Raw genomic sequence first — 17,482 nt, forward strand, 5'->3', positions numbered from 1 at the left:
CTGCATGCAAATACAGCGACCACTGCGCGAGTGTATGACCGCTCAAAGATCGCAAAGCGCAACTCTTTGGGGTGATGAATATTCCCACGGTGGGAATAAAACAGAAAAGCCGCTACAACTTTAATAGCTGTAGCGGCTTGCTGATTCTGGTGGGTCCTACGAGATTCGAACTCGTGACCAACGGATTAAAAGTCCGCTGCTCTACCGGCTGAGCTAAAGACCCCTCCACACTTCAGAAGCAATGTTTGCTTATTCAGTGGAATGACGTTATTGTAATCTATTTTTCCTGTCTCGCAGGAAAGTGACCCAATTAATTGGATTTGCGCGCCAATTGGTCCAGAACCCAGCCTGCAGCACACTGGCCAAACGTCGCCGTCACAGCCACTACCGAGCCATAGCCATGGCAGTTCAAGCTACCGTCACCCTCGATGGCACAAGAGGCATCAGGGGGCGCAACCGCTTCGCGACTGAACACGCAGGTCACTCCCATACGCTTGCCGTCTTTAGGCGCACCATGCTGCTTGCGCAGGCGATAACGCAACTGTGAGAGCAGCGGATCATGCGTGGTAGCGCTGAGGTCAGCAATATCCACCAGATGCGCCAGTCGCTTGCCACCCGCCGCACCCACGGCAATAAAGCATTGCTTGGTCTTGCGGGCATGGGCGGCCATCTCAGCCTTTGCTTTGACCTGATCGCAGGCGTCAATCACGGCATCCGCATCTGCGGGCAGCAACTGCAGCCAGTTTTCGGGTTCCACAAAGTCATCAACGCAAATCACCTGACAAGCAGGATTGATCAACGCAATGCGATCGCGCATGGCTTCGATCTTGGCCTGCCCCACGGTATTGGTTAGCGCATGAATCTGACGGTTGATATTGGACTCAGCCACATGATCCATGTCGATTAGGGTCAAACGACCCACACCGCTGCGCGCAAGCGCTTCCGCCGTCCACGAACCTACGCCACCAATACCGACCACCACCACGTGAGCTGCACGAATGTGGGCTGCACCCTCCACGCCGTACAAGCGCTCCAGCCCACCAAAGCGGCGCTGCTGGTCTGCATCGTTCGTCAAAAAAACAGCGCCGGACTGGGGCGCTGTTTCCGCTTGAGACTGCGAATGATCGGCCATCACTTGAGCGCCGCCAGCTTAGTCTTGGCAATCCCCGCGGCTTCCGAGTTCGGATAGGCCTGCAACAGATCCTCAAGTGTCTTGCGTGCTGCCTTGGTGTCTTTCAACTCAACCTGGCAGTTGGCAATGGACAGAGCCGCTTCCGGCGCACGTACATGCATGGGCGCATTGGTCAAGACCGAGCGGAAGTTGGCAATGGCGTTTTTGTAATCGCGCGTAGCGTACTGCGAGTTACCCAGCCAGAAGCGCACAGAAGACGTATAGCCACTCTTGGGCCACTGGCGCAAGAAGGCGGCAAAAGCCTGACCCGCTTCGGGGAACTTGCCCGAGCGAAACAAGCCCAGAGCCTGCTCAAAGTCTTGTTGCTCGCTGCGGTCCGCAGTGAACTCGATTCCATCGACATTCACGCTGATAGGCTCGAACTGGCGTAGGCGCTCATCAAAGCCCTTGGCCAGTTCCTTCTGCCCGCGTTGCAGCTCGGATGAATCTCGCATCAGCTGCTCGTTCTGACCACGCAGCTTGGCTTGATCGACCTTGAGCGCTTCGATCTGCGACTGCAGATCAAGCAGGCTACGGCGAGTCTGCTCCTGCGATTGCTGCAGGCTGTCGGCGCGCTGGCGCAACTCGATGATGGCGCGGCGCGCCTCGTCATCACCAAACAGCGCTGCATGCGCGCTGATGGCAGAGCTGGCCAGCAGGCCAGCTACCACCAGTTGCGGCAGCGTTGCGTGACGGAGAGTCAACAAAGCCTGCTTCATCATTAACGGTAGTTAATTTCAACGCGACGATTTTGGGAGAAGGCGCTTTCGTTGTTGCCCTCCACAGCAGGCTTTTCCTTGCCATAGCTCACTGCTTCGACCTGGGAGTCATTCACACCCAGCAGACCCAGGGAACGGCGCACGGCTTCAGCGCGCTTTTGACCCAGAGCCAGGTTGTATTCACGACCACCGCGTTCGTCGGTGTGACCTTCCAGCTGCACCTTGGCAGCGGGGTTGGCCTTGATGAACTTGGCGTGGGATTCAATCTGGGGCTGTGCATCAGCCTTGACAGAGTAGCTGTCAAAGTCAAAGTACACGATACGGCTGACGCCCTGAGGGCCGGCCTTGGAAGCGGCGGAACCGGTCAAGTCCACGCCGGACACACCGCTTTGGCCTTGGCCGTTAGCGCCAGCACCTTGGCTGGACAGCGAGCCGTCCACAGGCTTGTCGTCGAGCTTGACGCCCGAGCTGCAACCTGCAACCAGAGCCGTTACGGCCAAAGCCAAAGAAAGACGTTTGATAGTCAACATGAGAATTCTCCGAATAGTCCACAAAGGACTTCATCACTTAATAAGGGGGAACGAAAACTTCAGATCACTGTTTTTGGAACGGGCCCCAGTCGGGCTCACGTATATCTCCACCTGCCCCTGCCAGACGCGCCTTGATCTTGCCATCCAGAGTCGTGGTCATAAGCGCCTCACGACCGCCCTGGATGGTGGCGTAAACAATCAGGCGACTATTAGGCGCAAAACTTGGACTTTCGTCCGCATTGGTGTCCGTAACGGAATTCACAGTGCCTATAGCCAGGTCCATGACCTGCAGCTTGAAGCCACCGCCAACACGCGAGACATAGGCCAGCCATTTTCCATCGGGGCTGATGGCGGGCGAGATGTTGTAAGTGCCAGTAAACGTCACGCGCTCGGCGCTGCCGCCCGAGGATGAGACCTTGTAGACCTGCGGCGCACCGCCACGGTCGCTGACGAAATAGATGGTGCGACCGTCACTGGAGAAGCAAGGCTCGGTATCAATACCGCTGCTTTGCATCAGGCGACGGGGCTCACCACCCTGAGCATTGAGCAGATACAGCTGCGAGCCGCCATCACGGCTCAGCGTCACCGCCAGACGACTGCCATCCGGCGACCATGCTGGCGCGCTATTGGAACCACGGAAGTTGGCCAGCAGACGGCGATGGCCGCTGGCCACGTCGTGCACATAGACCACAGGCTTGCGCGACTCAAACGACACATAGGCCAGCTGAGTGCCGTTAGGTGCCCATGCTGGCGAAATGATGGGCTCAGGACTGGAGAGCGCCGACTGGGAGTTCTCGCCATCCGCATCCGCAATCCACAGACGGTAGTGCGCACCGGACTTGGTGACATAAGCGATACGGGTGGAGAAAATACCTTTCTCACCCGTGAGCTTTTCGTAGATGTAGTCGGCAATGCGGTGTGCAACCAAGCGCAGATCGCCCGTAGTGACCGCAAAACCCTGACCACCCAGGTCCTGGCTCTTAACAACATCCCACAAGCGAAAGCGCACATCCCAGCGACCATCAGCCAAGCGGGTCACGCTGCCGGTGGCCAGAGAGTCCGCACCCTTTTGGCGCCACTGAGCCACGTCGGGGCGCGATGTTTCATCAAGTGCCATGCTCGAGGCATCCACGCTGCGGAACTGGCCGCTGCGCTCCAGATCAGCCTGAATAATGGCGGAAATCTTCTGCGGGGCCGAGCCCTCTGCCTTGAATGGGGCAATTGCAATCGGCAACTGTGTCAGGCCCACGCCTGTTACCTCAACCCTGAACTGGGCCAATGCAGGAATGGCCGGTGTTGCGGCCAGCGTTGCCAGCATGGCTCTACGAGAAGCGCGCGGCCCTGCCGCCCAGGTTGTCAGGGATGGAAGTCGGTCAATAGTCATTGGCAGCCATCTAAATTTCCGGAAGTGCCCGGTACAAACACAAGCTCGAATGTTACACACACTGACGGATTCCTGATGTAAGAACGTACTCAGTAGGGTGATCAAACGCAAGTGCCACAAAATAATCCAATCGGGAGCATGCCAGAGACTGCAACAGACTCTGGCAAGACCCTCTGTGATTTTGCCGCAGGCTTGCGCTTTATATCCAAACAGGCATAGTTGGTTACAACTTCATCTCGAAATTCATCTATCGGGGTCAGCGCAAACTCCGAAAGCGCAAGCCCTAAAATTACGCGCTTATGCAAGCCACACCGCCCACACCGCCAAGCGAGGCCACCAAGACCGCGCAGGCACCATCGCCAGCGCAACCAGCCACCGTCAACCCAGCCGATCTGCCTTTAATGCAGCGCCTGAAGCGGCTGACGCCTTATTTTTCGGGCCAGCGCTGGGCCTGGGGTCTGGCCATTCTGGCAACCTTGATCGGTGCTGCGACCGAGCCCGCCATGCCCGCCCTGCTCAAGCCCCTGCTCGACAGCGGCTTCACCCAAGGCTCACTCGACCTGTGGATGGTGCCTGTCTTCCTGATTGGCTTGTTCGTCATTCGTGGCCTGGCGCAGTTTGCCGGCCAGTACGCGCTGGCACGCATCACCAACGACGGAATGCTGGCCTTGCGCAAAAAACTGTTTGAACGCCTGCTGGCCGCCGACATGAGTCTGTTCTCGCGCCAGTCGGCCTCAGCCCTGTCCAACACCGTGGTATACGAGGTGCAAACCGGTGCCCAGCAACTGGTGCAGGCCATGATGAGCATTTCGCGCGATGGCTTTACGCTCATTGCCCTGCTCGGCTATCTGATTTATCTGAACTGGCAGCTCACGCTGATCGTGGCCTTCATGGTTCCTGGCGTGGCCTGGGTCATGAAGACGCTCTCGCGCCGCCTCTACCGCATCACCAAATCCAGCCAGACAGCCACTGACGAGCTGGCCTATGTGGTGGAAGAAAACGTGCTCGCCCACCGCATGGTGCGCCTGCATGGTGCCCAGCAGTCGCAGCAGTCGCGCTTTGGCGCACTGAGCAGCCAATTGCGCGGCCTCAACACCAAGGCCACGATTGCATCAGCCGCCATGACACCGCTGACGCAAGTACTGGCCGCTATTGCGCTGTCCGTCATTCTCTGTATTGCCCTGTGGCAAAGCCGCCAGGGCGCAAGCACTGGCTCCACCGTACAGGATGTGACCGTGGGCGGCTTTGCAGCCTTTATCTCGGCCATGCTGATGCTGATTGCGCCCATTCGCCGCATTGCCGATGTAGCCAACCCCATCACGCGCGGCGTGGCAGCGCTGGAACGCGGCCTGTCTTTGCTGGAAGGCTCCAGCGACGAGCAAAGTGGCACATTCAAACCCACAGGCCCCGTCACCGGCACGCTGCAGTTGAGCGATGTCACCGTGCAGTTTGGACCCGACAAGGCGCCTGCCCTGTCTCACCTGAACCTGAATGTGAAGGCTGGCGAAGTCGTGGCCCTGGTCGGCCCGTCGGGCGCGGGCAAGACCACGCTGGTCAACTTGCTGCCGCGCTTTTTCTCGCCCACCAGCGGCCAGATCACGCTGGATGGCGTGCCGCTGAGCGATTGGGACTTGAACGCGCTGCGCCAGCAGTTCGCCATGGTCAGCCAGGATGTGGTCATGCTCAACGACAGCGTGGCAGCCAACGTCGCACTGGGCACCGAAGTGGATGAAGCCCGCGTCTGGTCTGCGCTTGAAGCCGCAAACCTGGGCGACTTTGTACGCAGTCTGCCGCAAAGCCTGCACACCTTGGTCGGCCACAACGCCAGCCAGCTGTCTGGCGGCCAGCGCCAACGCCTGGCCATTGCCCGCGCGCTGTATAAGAACGCGCCGATTCTGATTCTGGACGAAGCGACTTCGGCTCTGGACAACGAATCCGAGCGTCTGGTGCAAGAAGCCCTGAACCGCCTGATGCAGGGCCGCACCACACTGGTGATTGCACACCGTTTGTCCACCATTGAACATGCCAACCGTGTGGTGGTGATGGAGCGCGGCCAGATTGCAGAGCAAGGCACGCATGCCGAGCTGATTGCACTGGGCGGCCTGTACGCCCGCCTGCACACGCAAGTCCGGAGTACAGCGACGCCCGGCGAGGTACAAATTTAATAGCAGCCATCGCTTATAAATAAAGGGCTACAAGGCAAAATACCTTGTAGCCCTTTGTATTTTTACGATCATCGCTCGCAATAGGTTCGCAGCAATTACAGGGACACCAAGGAAGCGCCGCCGCGCACCGAGGGTGTTGTCCCCCTTGGGGGAAGCCGCATCACCGCTCAGGGGGGCCGTAGTTACCAAGTGCCGCGTGACGGCTGTGTTCGTCGCTCTTGTTTCAGAGCCTTGCCCAGGAGATCCGCCATGTACTGGCGATCGACCAGCTTTGCAAAGTCAGCCGCCGTCAAGTTGCGTTGATTGCGCAGCGTGATGTCCGCCCCCTCCTCCAGCAGCAGCTTGACCACAGCCTCGCTGCTGTACTGTGCCGCCAGCATCAGCGGTGTCGTTCCGTTGGGCGATGCCGCGTCGATATAGGCGTTTTCTTCCAGCAGCAGCTTGATGATATCCAGCGTCTGCGGCGTATCCGCCGATGCGGCGTAGTGCAGCGGCGTCCAGCCCTCACGGTTCACATCAGCGCCGCGCTTGATGAGTTCTTTGGCCAGTTTGAGATGACCTTTGATGCAGGCCATCATCAAAGGCGTCTCATTCTGGCGAGAGGCCAGATTCACATCAATCTTGGGCGCTTTGAGCAGCACATCAAATACCTTCAGCGAGTCCTGATGCAAAGCCGCCACCAAGCCGGGACGCCCACGCGAATCCAGCGTATTGGCATCAAAGCCGCGAAAAATCAGATTCACCATGGTGCTGGAGTTATCACTGACCAGCGCCCTCGAATAGTCCTCAAAATCGCTGGCCCAGCCCATGCCTGGCAGACCAGCCGCCCCCGCAACGACCGCGCCCAGCCAGCGCAGGCTGTGGCGACGATTCAATGACGATGCGGTGCAGAGGGATGGGGCTGCGAACAGATTCATGCACTGGCTCCAGAATTCACGGATGGCTTACGCCTGGGTCACGCCCTTGAACAGGCGGTCAAAGTTGGCACTCGTGGCTTCGGCCACCTCTTCCACGGGAATACCGCGCACCTCGGCAATTTGCTTGGCCACAAACGGCACATAGGAAGGATTATTCGTCTTGCCACGATAAGGCATGGGCGCGAGATAGGGGCTATCGGTCTCGATCAGCAACCGGTCCAGCGGTACAAAAGCGGCCACATCGCGCAGATGCTGCGCATTTTTAAAGGTCACGATACCCGACAGGGAGATGTAGTAACCCATGTCCAGCCCGGCACGCGCCACTTCAGCGGTCTCGGTAAAGCAGTGAAAGACGCCGCCGGCCTGCGTGGCGCTATCAGCCTCGCCGCACTCGCTCAAAATGGCCAGCGTTTCGGCAGAGCTGCTGCGGGTGTGAATGACCAGCGGCTTTTGCGTAATCTGCGCCGCCCGGATATGGGTGCGAAAGCGCTCGCGCTGCCACTCCAGATCAGCAATCGTGCGGCCGCCCTTACGGTCTTCCATGCCGTAGTAATCCAGACCGGTCTCACCAATTGCCACCACACGGGGTAGCGCAGCGCGATCGACCAGGTCCTGCACGCTGGGCTCGGTCATGTCTTCGGTATCGGGGTGCACACCCACCGTGGCCCAAAAGTTGTCATAGTCCAGCGCCAGCTGGTGCACATCCGGAAACTCTTCCATCGTCGTGCAGATGCACAGCGCACGCGTGACCTTGGCAGCGGCCATCGCCTCGCGAATTTGCGCGAGATTGGCGCTCAGATCAGGATAGTTCAGGTGGCAATGCGAATCGGTAAACATAGAAAATCTCACCCCTGATCGGCTGCACACCTCTCCTATCTCGCGTCGCGGGAGGGAGAGGAAAGCATCGCCAGGCGGCTTTTGCTTTGGCTACCCTGACTTGGGCAGCACATTTTGAAGGCTACGCGAGGTAGTTAAAGAGTTTGCGTCGGTTTTTCAGAACCCAGTGACGTGCCGAGAATTTGCTCAATCTTGGCTTTGAGTTCCGCAGACTTGGCATCTTTGGGAAACTGAAGACCTATGCCCTGAGTGCGGTTACCAGAGGCTCGCTCGGGCGTGACCCAGGCCACGCGCCCGGCTACGGGGTAACGCTGTGGGTCTTCAGGCAGCGTGAGCAGCACATAGACATCATCGCCCAGACGATAGTCTCGCTGCGTGGGTACAAAAATCCCCCCCTCGGCGAACAAAGGAATATAGGCGGCATAGAGAGCGGCCTTTTCCTTGATCGCCAGCTGCATTACGCTGGGACGGGGGGCGGTAGTTGCGTTCATAGTGGGATGACAAAATTCTTGAAACGGCCGAGCGGCAGCGCTTTGTAGAGTAACACCCCGCAAAACATTCACCAAACCCGACGGCCATGACTCAGCGTGCGGCTCTGGCGGATTTGCCGGAGGTCAATACACTGCGCGCCCGGGCGGCCATTGCCTCCACCATCAGACCGGCGTTAAAGGGGTGATCGGACGTGCGCGCAGCCTGCACCAGCTCGCGCGACCAATTGGCCAGCAGCGTCATGGACAGGGGCTTGCCCGGCAAATCCGCGGGCGAAAAGTAACGAGGGCTAGCGCCACCCGCCTGCGCCATCAGGTCATGGCAGATTTTCTGCAGCGCTTCCACCGCATCCACAGGACCAAAGGCCGCCAGCGCCGCCACATCGCCCTTGGCCAGCTGGCGCGGCAGTTGCGCCCAGGCAGCAGCACGGCCTGCATCGCCCGCCATGCGTAGGGCATCACCGGGGCGGCCTCCTGCCGCTTGCAGCGCCGCAGCTGCATCAGCTTCACTCATGCCTTGCGACTGCAGCCATTGCGCAGCTTCTGGCACGGCTGGCCAAGTCATGGTGTGGGCTAGGCAGCGGCTGCGAATGGTAGGCAGCAGCAGGTGCGACGCTTCGCTGGCCAGCACAAAACGGGCGTCGCCGGGCGGCTCCTCCAGCGTCTTGAGCAGCGCATTGGCCGTGATGGCATTCATTTGCTCGGCCGGGTAGACCAGCACCGCCTTGCCACGGCCGCGTGCGCTGGTGCGCTGACAGAACTCCACGGCATCGCGCATGGCATCCACGCGGATTTCCTTGCTGGGCTTGCGCTTTTTGTCGTCAATATCGGCCTGCGCTTTTTCAGACAGCGGCCAGCCCAGCTCCATCATCTGCACCTCGGGCATGAGCACGCACAAATCCGCATGGGCACGCACGTCGATGGCGTGGCAGCTGGCACAATGACCACAAGCGCCTTGCGCCGAAGGCTGCTCGCACAACCAAGCACGCGCCAAGGACAAGCCCAGCGCGTACTGCCCCAGACCCGAAGGCCCCTGCAGCAACCAAGCGTGGCCGCGCTGGGCCAGCAACTGGCTGCGCTGCACAGCAATCCACGGGGCTTCAGTGCCAGACTCGATACCCGCCTTGCTCATGCCTTGCTTTCCGCCGCGCTGCTCAGCCAGCCTTTAGCCACCACGGCCTGCGCAATCTGCTCCCACACCGCTTCACGGCAGGTGTTGGCATCCACACGCACAAAGCGCTGCGGCGCAGCTTCAGCGCGCTGGGCATAGCCTTGGGCCACACGGGCAAAAAATTCGCCGGGCTGGGCTTCAAAACGATCGGGCACACGGGCTGTCGCCAGTCGCACTGCGGCCACTTCGGCCGGCAGATCGAACCACAGCGTCATATCAGGCTCGCGCATGAAGCTTGATACCAAATCGGCCTGCAACGCAGTACCAGTCTGCGCCATTCGCTCTAAAACTGATAGCTGATTCCAGTCAAAACCCCGGCCTGCGCCCTGATAGGCAAAAGTGGCATCGGTAAAACGGTCGCTGATGACCACTTCGCCACGCGCCAGCGCGGGCTCGATGACCTGCACCAGGTGGTCGCGGCGCGCGGCAAAGGCAATCAGCGCCTCGGTCAGCGGGTCCATGGCGTCATGCAGCATCAGGGCGCGCAGCTTTTCAGCCAGCGGCGTGCCGCCAGGCTCACGTGTCAAAGTAACCACGCGGCCCTGATCACGAAACGCTTGCGCCAGACCGGCGATGTGCGAAGACTTGCCCGCACCGTCAATGCCTTCAAAACTGATGAACAGACCCTTGGGTGAAGCTGTACTCACAGATATTTCCTCTAGCGCGCCTCATGGCAGCGCCAGCTTGTTGATTCAAACGAGACGCAGTCGTCACACCCTGCGACCTTCAAAAATTACTGACCGCGCTGGTAGCGGTTGACGGCCCTATTGTGCTCGTCCAGCGACGCGCTGAAATGGCTGGTGCCGTCGCCCTTGGCCACAAAGTACAGGGCCTTGGTCTGATCGGGCTGCACCGCCGCCATCAGCGCCGCCTTGCCGGGCATGGCAATGGGCGTGATGGGCAGACCCGCACGGGTATAGGTATTCCAGGGCGTGTCGGTCTGCAAGTCACGCTTGCGCAGATTGCCGTCAAAGCTCGCGCCCACACCGTAGATAACCGTGGGGTCGGTCTGCAGGCGCATGCCTATGCGCAGACGGTTGGCAAAAACGCCAGCAATCTGGGCACGATCGGCTGCGCGGCCGGTTTCTTTTTCTACGATGCTGGCCAGAGTCAGCGCTTCATCGGCAGACTTGAGCGGGGTATTGGCCGCGCGCATGGCCCAGGCATCGGCCAAACGCCTATCCATGGAATGCATTGCGCGGCGCAGCACCGCCATATCAGAGCTGCCCTTGGCATAGGTATAGGTATCGGGGAAGAAGCGACCCTCGGGCATGACGCCCACCCGGCCCAGCGCCGTCATCACGGCTTCATCGCTGAGACCAGTGCTATCTTGTTTGAGGAATTCTTCACGGGCCAGCGCAGCGCGCACCTGGCGCCAGTTCCAGCCTTCCACAATGGTCAGCGCGCGCAGGCTTTCCTCGCCACGCGCCAGCTTCTGTAGCAGTTCGTAAGGCGTAAGGCCCGTGCTCAGCTCGTAGTTGCCTGCCTTGATGGCGCGATCCTTGCCCGAGAGACGAAACCACGCATACAGCAAACGCGCATCGGTCTGCACGCCGGCCTTGACCACGTTCTGCGCCACACCACGCGGCGTCGTACCGGGCTCGATTTCCAGCTCCAGATTGGGCGCAGTCAAGCCCAGTGGCTGGTTCAGCCACCACCAGGCTCCGCCCGCAGCCAGGGCAGCCAACAGCAACAACAATATCAGTGCACGAATAAGGGCACGCACAGGCTCAATCCATAAAGACGCAGAGCGACGATCATAATTCAGCCATGACCCTGCCAAAGACGCTGCCCCTGAACGGCATGACCCCCATTTCCCATCTTGGTGTGATCCGCGCCGTTGGCGCTGATGCAGCCAGCTTTCTGCACGGCCAGCTGAGCAATGACTTTGTGCTGCTCAAACAGGATCAGGCTAGGCTTGCCGCTTTTTGCACCGCCAAGGGCCGCATGCTGGCCAGTTTCATCGGCTTCAAGCGCAGCACCGACGAGATTGTGTTGATTTGTGACCGCAGCCTGCTCGCTCCCACGCTCAAGCGCCTGTCCATGTTTGTGCTGCGCGCCCAATGCAAGCTTAGCGACGCTACATCAGACTTTGCGCTTTACGGCCTAACCGGCACAGCGGCTGCGCAATACCTGAGCGCGGACTCTGCCCCCTGGGCACTCAAAGCCGAAGGCGAAGCCCATGTGCTGGCACTCTACCCCGCCGCAGGCAACCAGCGTGCGCTGTGGGTGGCCCCAGCAGGTCAGGCCCCAGAGGGCGAGCTGCTGAGCGAAGACCTGTGGCTGTGGTCTGAAGTGCAAAGCGTGGTGGCCACGCTGTCCGCCCCTGTGGTTGATGCTTTTGTACCCCAGATGCTCAATTACGAATCGCTGGGCGGCGTCAACTTCAAAAAGGGCTGCTACCCCGGCCAGGAAATCGTGGCCCGCAGCCAGTTTCGCGGCACGCTCAAGCGCCGCGCCTATCTGGTGCATGCCGACAAGGCGCTGAGCGTGGGTCAGGAAATCTTCACCGCCGAAGACCTGGAGCAAGGCACCGGCACCGTGGTGCAGGCGGCCGCTGCGCCTGAAGGCGGCTGGGCTGCCATCGTTTCCATGCAGATTGCCTCGTCCACGCGGGACGACCTGTTTGCTCATGCAGCACTGGCAGAAGGCCAAAGCGCCGATGTGGCCCACGGCGTGGCGCTGCAGGTGCAGCCACTGCCTTATGAGTTGCTGGCAGACATCTAAGGTTTAAGCCCGCGCCAAAGCATGCCAAGGCCCTGCCTTGGCATTTTTTTGCCCGCTGACACTACACTTTTACGCATGCGCATAACGTCACCAGACTCTCGCCGTCGCTGGCTGCTGGCACTGGCCTGGGCCTTGCTCTGCGCGCTGATGCTGGCTCTGCAATGGTGGCAGGCTCATGCCCAGCAGCAGCGCGAGCAGTTCCAGCTGACGCAGATAGTGCAGCGCCAGATGCTGGAAAAAGTAGCCCAGCACAAAGCCCACCTGACGGCGCTGACGGCAGTGGCGCCACTGCAGGCCACCGAAGAGTCTTCTGCCCTGAGCCGGGTCGCTCAGTCGATCAAGACCATCTACCCACGCATTCAGGAGATCCAGCTCGTCACCCCAGCCACGCCGGCCACAGGCAGTTGCCTGGTTCCGGCCGTGGCTCAAGCCGCTGCCCCGCTGCAGGCTCGCGCGAGCACCAGCCTGCCCGACGAACAACATGCGGGCGACTACCTGTTCATCAAAAAAGTAGCATCACCCTCAGACTGGCTATGCGTTCGCATCCATTCCGCCCAGTTGCTGGATGAACAGACTCTGCCCGCCAACAGCGGTCTGCGCATCCGCCTCAATGGCCACGCACTGCTGGAGCCTCCTCCCCCGCTACGGCAAGTAAGGGTCTTTGGCCAGTTCACACTGGCCGGCTACGACCAGCCGCTTGAAGTGCAACTGCTCACCCGCCCTCATAACCTGCTGAGCTGGAGCATGGTGCTGATCAGCGTTCTGCTTAGCACGCTTTTGGTGGGCACTGCCAATCTGATCTGGAAAAGCCGCCAGCAAGCCAGACGCCACCAGCAACGCGCCCAGTTGCTGGCGAATGAGGCCCAACTGGCCCATGCCTCACGCGTCAACGGCATGGGCGAGATGGCATCTGGCATTGCCCATGAGCTGGCGCAGCCCGTCACGGCCTTGCTGAGCCAGAGCCAGGCCGCCCTACGCGCCCATGAGTTGGGCAAGCCTGAACTGCTGACCACCGCCCTGCAGGCCAATGTGCGCGAGGCAAGGCGCGCCGGTGCCATTCTGGAGCGCATGCGCGGCTATATCAGCAACGCTCCCAGTCAGCCCCAACGCCTGGATTTGCCCCAGGCCGTCAATCAGGCCCTGTTGTTGCTCGATGGCCCAGCTCGCCAAGCCGGTATTGCACTGCGCTGGCAGACACCGGTGCAGCCCTGCTGGGTCTGGGCCGATCCGGTCTCACTGGAGCAGGTGCTGAACAATCTGGTGCGCAACGCACTGGATGCGCTAAGCCATGCCGCCACACCCGATGCAAACATTGAAATCACGCTGCGCACAGATGCCAAGCAGGCCTTGCTAACCGTGCAGGACAACGGCCCCGGCGTGGATGCGGCCACCGCCCAGCGCATGTTTGAGCCTTTCTTCACCACCAAGACCGATGGCATGGGGCTGGGCCTGCCGCTTTGCGCCACGCTGATGGAGCGCATGGGCGGCAACCTGGAATATGTCCACAGCCCACGCGGTGCCTGCTTTGTCATGCATTTGCCGCTGGCTTCTGACGATGACTTCTGACGGACTATCCGCACACCCATGATTTATTTGATCGATGACGACCCCTCGGTGCGCGAAGCCCTGCACTTGCTGCTGCAGACCTATGAACTGCCCGTCACCTGCTTTGAGTCCCCTGCCGACTGCCTAGCGCATCTGGACCGCAGCCAGCCCGGAATTCTGATTACCGATCTGCGCATGCCGATGATGTCCGGCCTGCAGTTGCACGAGCAGTTGATGGCACAGGGCGTGGACTGGCCCACGATTGTGATTACCGGCCACGGCGACCTGCACGCCTGCCGCCGCGCGTTCAGGGCCGGGGTTACCGACTTTCTGACCAAACCCATCGAAGAGCAGACCCTGCTGCAGGCCATTGAATCTGCGCAAAACCGCCTGAACCAGCAGGCTGAACGCAATGAAGCCCGGCAAAGCCTGCGCAGCTTGACCGAGCGCGAGCGCGAAGTGCTGGAGCTGATTACCAAAGGGCTGGGCAGCAAGGAAATTGCCGCCGCACTGGATATTTCAGTACGCACGGTCGATACGCACCGCGCCAAACTGGCTGAAAAATTGGGCACGGGATCAGTGGCCGAGCAGACCCGGCTGCTGCTGACTGCAGCCATCTGAAACGTATCGCACTCCGTAGGATTACCGATAGCCATCCGTTGCCTTGCGAATGGGCGACCCGTGCGGCAATCCCTAAAGTTCATTCATCGCTTGATCACCTCTGATCTGAGCCGATCCTCAAGGAGCTTTGACATGAACCAACGCCTGCTGAACACCGCCAAAACCGCCGTCTGCGCCCTCACCGTCACCGCCGCCATGGCTGGCGCGACTGCGGCAAACGCTGCCACCGCATCCACCCGCAGCATTGCCAGCGCGACCGCCGTGCAACTGGCCCAGCAGACCGTGGCCGCCTGCACTGCGGATGGCTACAACGTCACCGCCGCCGTGGTAGACCGTTCTGGCGTGCTGCTGGGCTTGGTGCGTGCCGATGGCGCTGGCCCCCACACCACGCAGGCCGCAACGTCCAAAGCGTTTACCTCGGCCTCATCGCGCAACCCCACCAGTGGCATTGCCAAGGCCATTCAGTCCAACCCTGATGCGGCTGGCATGGCCCATATTCCGGGCTTTCTGGTGCTGGCGGGCGGCGTTCCCGTCAAGATCGGCAACGAGACCATTGGCGCCATTGGCGTAGCCGGTGCCCCCGGCGGTCATCTGGATGAAGCCTGCGCGCAAAAAGCCATCACCTCTCTGAAAGACCAGCTGCAATAACCAACCAGCCGGGCAAGCGCCCACAAAAAAGCGGCCCCATCATTTACTGATGGGGCCGCTTTTTCAGTTGGATCTCAAAACACACCGTAGCGATAAGCCACATAGGCTGCTGCGGCCACTCCGATCAGGCTCAGGATTGTCATGACTCGGCTCATCGCTCACCTCCATTTTGATTAAAAACAGGCTCTACCGGTTATCCAATATACGCAAGCAGCTATCAATAACAAAGTATCAAAGTACTTGGCGCATGGTGATATGGGGAATGCCCGCTTCTTCATAAGGCTCGCCCACCGGCGTAAAGCCCGCGCGCAGATAAAACTTCTCGGCATGGCGCTGAGCGTGCAGCACGATTTCTTTGTCACCTCGGTCACGCGCAGAGGCGACCAGGCTATCGAGCACCATGCGACCCCAGCGGCCACCCCGCACGCTGCGGTCCACGGCCATGCGGCCAATGCGGGCCACACCCGGTGCATCGCTGACCAGTCGGCCTGTGGCCACGGGCTGGCTCAAGCCATTGAACAGCACGACATGGCGGGCCACAGGGTCAAACTCATCAATCTCGATCTCACGTGGCACGCCCTGCTCGCGCACAAATACCGCCAGGCGCAGGCGCTCTGCATCGCGGCCCAGATCATTCCAGCTGCCCGATTGCAAAGTCACAACCTCCTGCCCCGCTTCATACGCAGTCAACAGGTCGCGCAGGGACTGCGGCACGGGTTTGGGAGCCTGCGTGGCGGCATCGGCAAACACATAGACCAGCTCCACCGTGTTGAGCAGCTCCATGCCGCGGAAAATGCCTGCCTCGAACTGCAGCGAGGTATTGCCCTGCTTGACGCAGCGGATGCCCACATCCAGCACATCACCCAAGGTGGCGGAGCCGTGAAAGACCGTACCGGCTTTTTTCACAAACATCTCGCCGCCCAGCGAGGCAAAACCCGTCTCGTACGGAATGGCCAGCTGGCGCCAGTAGTTGCTGATGGCCACATCGGCGTACATCAGGTAATGGGCGTTGAAGACGATCTTCTGAGCATCCACCTCGGCCCAGCGCACTTCAATACGGGTGAAGCTGCGGAAATCCTGTCGGTTCATATTGCTTTGTCTCTCTCGGTTTAATTCAGTCCAAATGCACTGCGCAAGGCCTGCGCCATATCTCGGTGGGCTTGCCGCGCCTCGGCAATCACACGGCCCATTTTGATGAATTCATGGGTCACACCCTTGTAGATTTCAAGCTCTACCGGCACTCCAGCCATGCGCAACTTATCCGCATATTCAACGCCCTCGTCTACCAGCGGGTCGCACTCGGCCAAGCCTATCCAGGCCGGCGCCACATCATCCACATCAGGGGCCAGCAGCGGCGCAAAGCGCCAGTCTTCTCGGTCCTTGGGATTGGCAATATATTGTGCAAAAAACCAGGTGATGGAGGGCTCTTCCAGGACCAGCCCATGGGCATAGCGACGGTGTGAGTCCGTATCCTGGTGCGCAGTGGTGCCGGGGTAGATCAGCAATTGCAGCGCCAGCTTCAGGCCCGCATTGCGTGCCTCAATTGCGCAAGCTGCAGACAAGGTGCCGCCCGCACTGTCACCCCCCACGGCGATGCGGCTGGCATCTGCGCCCAGACTCGCAGCATGGGCAGCCAGCCACTGAAGCGCATCCCAGGCATCGTTATGGGCCACCGGAAATTGAAACTGGGGAGCCAGTCGGTAATCCAGCGACACCACCATGCAGCCCGCCAAGTGCGCCAGCTGGCGGCAAAGCGGGTCATGCGTGGCCACGCTGCCCACGGTAAAACCGCCGCCGTGCAGATACAGCAGCACGGGCAGGCCCGCAGCAGGAGCTTCATCCTGCGTCACCGGGGCATACAGGCGTGCGGGCAGCTGCGAGCCATCGCGTGCAGGTATCTGCAAATCTTCTACACGCGGCAAGGCTTGCTTGGGGATTTCAAGCACGCCTGCCCCAGCCTCATAGGCAGCTCTGGCTCCATCGGCCCCCAATTGGTACATGGGGGTCCGTGCGGCTCGCTCCATGCGGCGCAGCACGTCGCGCATAGAAGTTGTCAGGCTGGCGGGCAAAGCCACAGAAGAGTCAGGCATGTTCACGATGGATTTTGACAAAAACACAGGCTGGCATTGTGAGGCGCGGACCTCAGCGCGGCATGTCGCCAATTATTCCCCGTAAATCATGAACCGCAGCGCGAGAAGCACGGGGCCTGAGCTGGATAACCCCTGCGCGGCGGTGAATCACCACCCAATAGCCATCACCGATAGATATCAATGGCATCTTGATGCCGTCTTGATACCGCAGCGGCAAATCTCTACCCGCTCTTGACGGGTGAATTTCTACATTTCTTCCATCGCAACAGGGCGCAATGCAGCGCCTGTGGGAGGAAATGCAATGACATACGACTGGATCGCCACCTTGGCCGTGCTGGCCGCACTGGGCCTGTTTGCCTATTTGGGCTATGCACTGCTGCGCCCCGAAAATTTTTAAGGGGCTGCCATGCAAGTGCTGCAAGACATTATTTTTGTAAGCCTCACCGTGGTCTGCTTTGTCGGGCTGCTG

General features: G+C 60.2%; 18 protein-coding genes and 1 tRNA gene. 6 read left to right on the plus strand and 13 right to left on the minus strand.

Features of this window, described 5'->3' with window-relative positions; genetic code table 11:
* Nucleotides 1-147: 147 nt before the first annotated feature.
* The 5 genes from HF327_RS02110 to tolB form a co-directional block, all read right to left on the minus strand.
* A tRNA-Lys gene (locus tag HF327_RS02110) sits at nucleotides 148-223 on the minus strand.
* Between the two features lie 87 nt (nucleotides 224-310).
* Nucleotides 311-1,132, minus strand: coding sequence for a tRNA threonylcarbamoyladenosine dehydratase (locus tag HF327_RS02115; protein WP_169106690.1), 822 nt, complete (start codon nucleotides 1,130-1,132; stop codon nucleotides 311-313).
* Complete coding sequence (ybgF, locus tag HF327_RS02120) at nucleotides 1,132-1,893, minus strand: tol-pal system protein YbgF (protein ID WP_169106691.1); 762 nt, start codon at nucleotides 1,891-1,893, stop codon at nucleotides 1,132-1,134. The genes HF327_RS02115 and ybgF overlap by 1 nt, the downstream gene beginning before the upstream one ends.
* A complete protein-coding gene (pal, locus tag HF327_RS02125) occupies nucleotides 1,893-2,420 on the minus strand; it encodes a peptidoglycan-associated lipoprotein Pal (protein WP_169106692.1) in 528 nt (175 codons plus the stop codon). The genes ybgF and pal overlap by 1 nt, the downstream gene beginning before the upstream one ends.
* A gap of 64 nt (nucleotides 2,421-2,484) precedes the next feature.
* A complete protein-coding gene (gene tolB, locus HF327_RS02130; protein ID WP_169106693.1) occupies nucleotides 2,485-3,804 on the minus strand; it encodes a Tol-Pal system beta propeller repeat protein TolB in 1,320 nt (439 codons plus the stop codon).
* 299 nt (nucleotides 3,805-4,103) lie between these two features.
* Here tolB and msbA point away from each other — a divergent pair, with 299 nt between their 5' ends.
* Nucleotides 4,104-5,969: a lipid A export permease/ATP-binding protein MsbA gene (msbA, locus tag HF327_RS02135; protein ID WP_169106694.1), complete on the plus strand. Its 1,866-nt coding sequence runs from the start codon at nucleotides 4,104-4,106 to the stop codon at nucleotides 5,967-5,969.
* A gap of 182 nt (nucleotides 5,970-6,151) precedes the next feature.
* Here msbA and HF327_RS02140 read toward each other — a convergent pair whose 3' ends face one another.
* The 6 genes from HF327_RS02140 to mltG all read right to left on the minus strand — a co-directional run bounded on the left by HF327_RS02140 (nucleotide 6,152) and on the right by mltG (nucleotide 11,108).
* Nucleotides 6,152-6,886, minus strand: coding sequence for an ankyrin repeat domain-containing protein (locus tag HF327_RS02140; protein WP_169106695.1), 735 nt, complete (start codon nucleotides 6,884-6,886; stop codon nucleotides 6,152-6,154).
* A gap of 27 nt (nucleotides 6,887-6,913) precedes the next feature.
* Nucleotides 6,914-7,723 (minus strand): TatD family hydrolase, encoded by an 810-nt coding sequence (locus HF327_RS02145; protein WP_169106696.1) that lies wholly within the window; start codon nucleotides 7,721-7,723, stop codon nucleotides 6,914-6,916.
* A 134-nt stretch (nucleotides 7,724-7,857) separates the two neighbouring features.
* Nucleotides 7,858-8,214 carry a PilZ domain-containing protein gene (locus tag HF327_RS02150; RefSeq protein ID WP_169106697.1) on the minus strand — a complete coding sequence of 119 codons (357 nt, stop codon included), beginning with the start codon at nucleotides 8,212-8,214 and terminating at the stop codon, nucleotides 7,858-7,860.
* A 91-nt stretch (nucleotides 8,215-8,305) separates the two neighbouring features.
* A complete protein-coding gene (locus tag HF327_RS02155; protein WP_169106698.1) occupies nucleotides 8,306-9,343 on the minus strand; it encodes a DNA polymerase III subunit delta' in 1,038 nt (345 codons plus the stop codon).
* Nucleotides 9,340-10,029 carry a dTMP kinase gene (tmk, locus tag HF327_RS02160; protein ID WP_169106699.1) on the minus strand — a complete coding sequence of 230 codons (690 nt, stop codon included), beginning with the start codon at nucleotides 10,027-10,029 and terminating at the stop codon, nucleotides 9,340-9,342. The genes HF327_RS02155 and tmk overlap by 4 nt, the downstream gene beginning before the upstream one ends.
* Nucleotides 10,030-10,115: 86 nt before the next feature.
* Nucleotides 10,116-11,108 (minus strand): endolytic transglycosylase MltG, encoded by a 993-nt coding sequence (gene mltG, locus HF327_RS02165; RefSeq protein ID WP_169106700.1) that lies wholly within the window; start codon nucleotides 11,106-11,108, stop codon nucleotides 10,116-10,118.
* A gap of 44 nt (nucleotides 11,109-11,152) precedes the next feature.
* Between mltG and ygfZ the strand changes: the two genes are divergently transcribed.
* The 4 genes from ygfZ (at nucleotide 11,153) to HF327_RS02185 (ending at nucleotide 14,923) form a co-directional block, all read left to right on the plus strand.
* Entirely contained in the window at nucleotides 11,153-12,109 is a 957-nt protein-coding gene (gene ygfZ, locus HF327_RS02170; protein WP_169106701.1) for a CAF17-like 4Fe-4S cluster assembly/insertion protein YgfZ, read from the plus strand.
* Nucleotides 12,110-12,184: 75 nt separating this feature from the next.
* Nucleotides 12,185-13,675 (plus strand): sensor histidine kinase, encoded by a 1,491-nt coding sequence (locus HF327_RS02175; protein ID WP_169106702.1) that lies wholly within the window; start codon nucleotides 12,185-12,187, stop codon nucleotides 13,673-13,675.
* An 18-nt stretch (nucleotides 13,676-13,693) separates the two neighbouring features.
* Nucleotides 13,694-14,275 carry a response regulator transcription factor gene (locus tag HF327_RS02180; protein WP_169106703.1) on the plus strand — a complete coding sequence of 194 codons (582 nt, stop codon included), beginning with the start codon at nucleotides 13,694-13,696 and terminating at the stop codon, nucleotides 14,273-14,275.
* Between the two features lie 132 nt (nucleotides 14,276-14,407).
* A complete protein-coding gene (locus tag HF327_RS02185; protein WP_169106704.1) occupies nucleotides 14,408-14,923 on the plus strand; it encodes a GlcG/HbpS family heme-binding protein in 516 nt (171 codons plus the stop codon).
* A 231-nt stretch (nucleotides 14,924-15,154) separates the two neighbouring features.
* On the opposite strand, the gene HF327_RS02190 is transcribed toward HF327_RS02185, so the two are convergent.
* On the minus strand, nucleotides 15,155-16,012 hold the full coding sequence (locus HF327_RS02190) for a GNAT family N-acetyltransferase (RefSeq protein ID WP_169106705.1): 858 nt from the start codon (nucleotides 16,010-16,012) through the stop codon (nucleotides 15,155-15,157).
* 20 nt (nucleotides 16,013-16,032) lie between these two features.
* Nucleotides 16,033-17,013, minus strand: coding sequence for an alpha/beta hydrolase (locus HF327_RS02195; protein ID WP_169106706.1), 981 nt, complete (start codon nucleotides 17,011-17,013; stop codon nucleotides 16,033-16,035).
* A gap of 301 nt (nucleotides 17,014-17,314) precedes the next feature.
* Here HF327_RS02195 and kdpF point away from each other — a divergent pair, with 301 nt between their 5' ends.
* The gene (kdpF, locus tag HF327_RS02200; protein ID WP_099737476.1) at nucleotides 17,315-17,410 is read left to right on the plus strand and encodes a K(+)-transporting ATPase subunit F; all 96 of its coding nucleotides are present in this window, start codon (nucleotides 17,315-17,317) and stop codon (nucleotides 17,408-17,410) included.
* The last annotated feature ends 72 nt before the right edge of the window (nucleotides 17,411-17,482 follow it).

This window comes from Comamonas suwonensis, assembly GCF_012844455.2.
GTDB lineage: Bacteria > Pseudomonadota > Gammaproteobacteria > Burkholderiales > Burkholderiaceae_C > Comamonas > Comamonas suwonensis.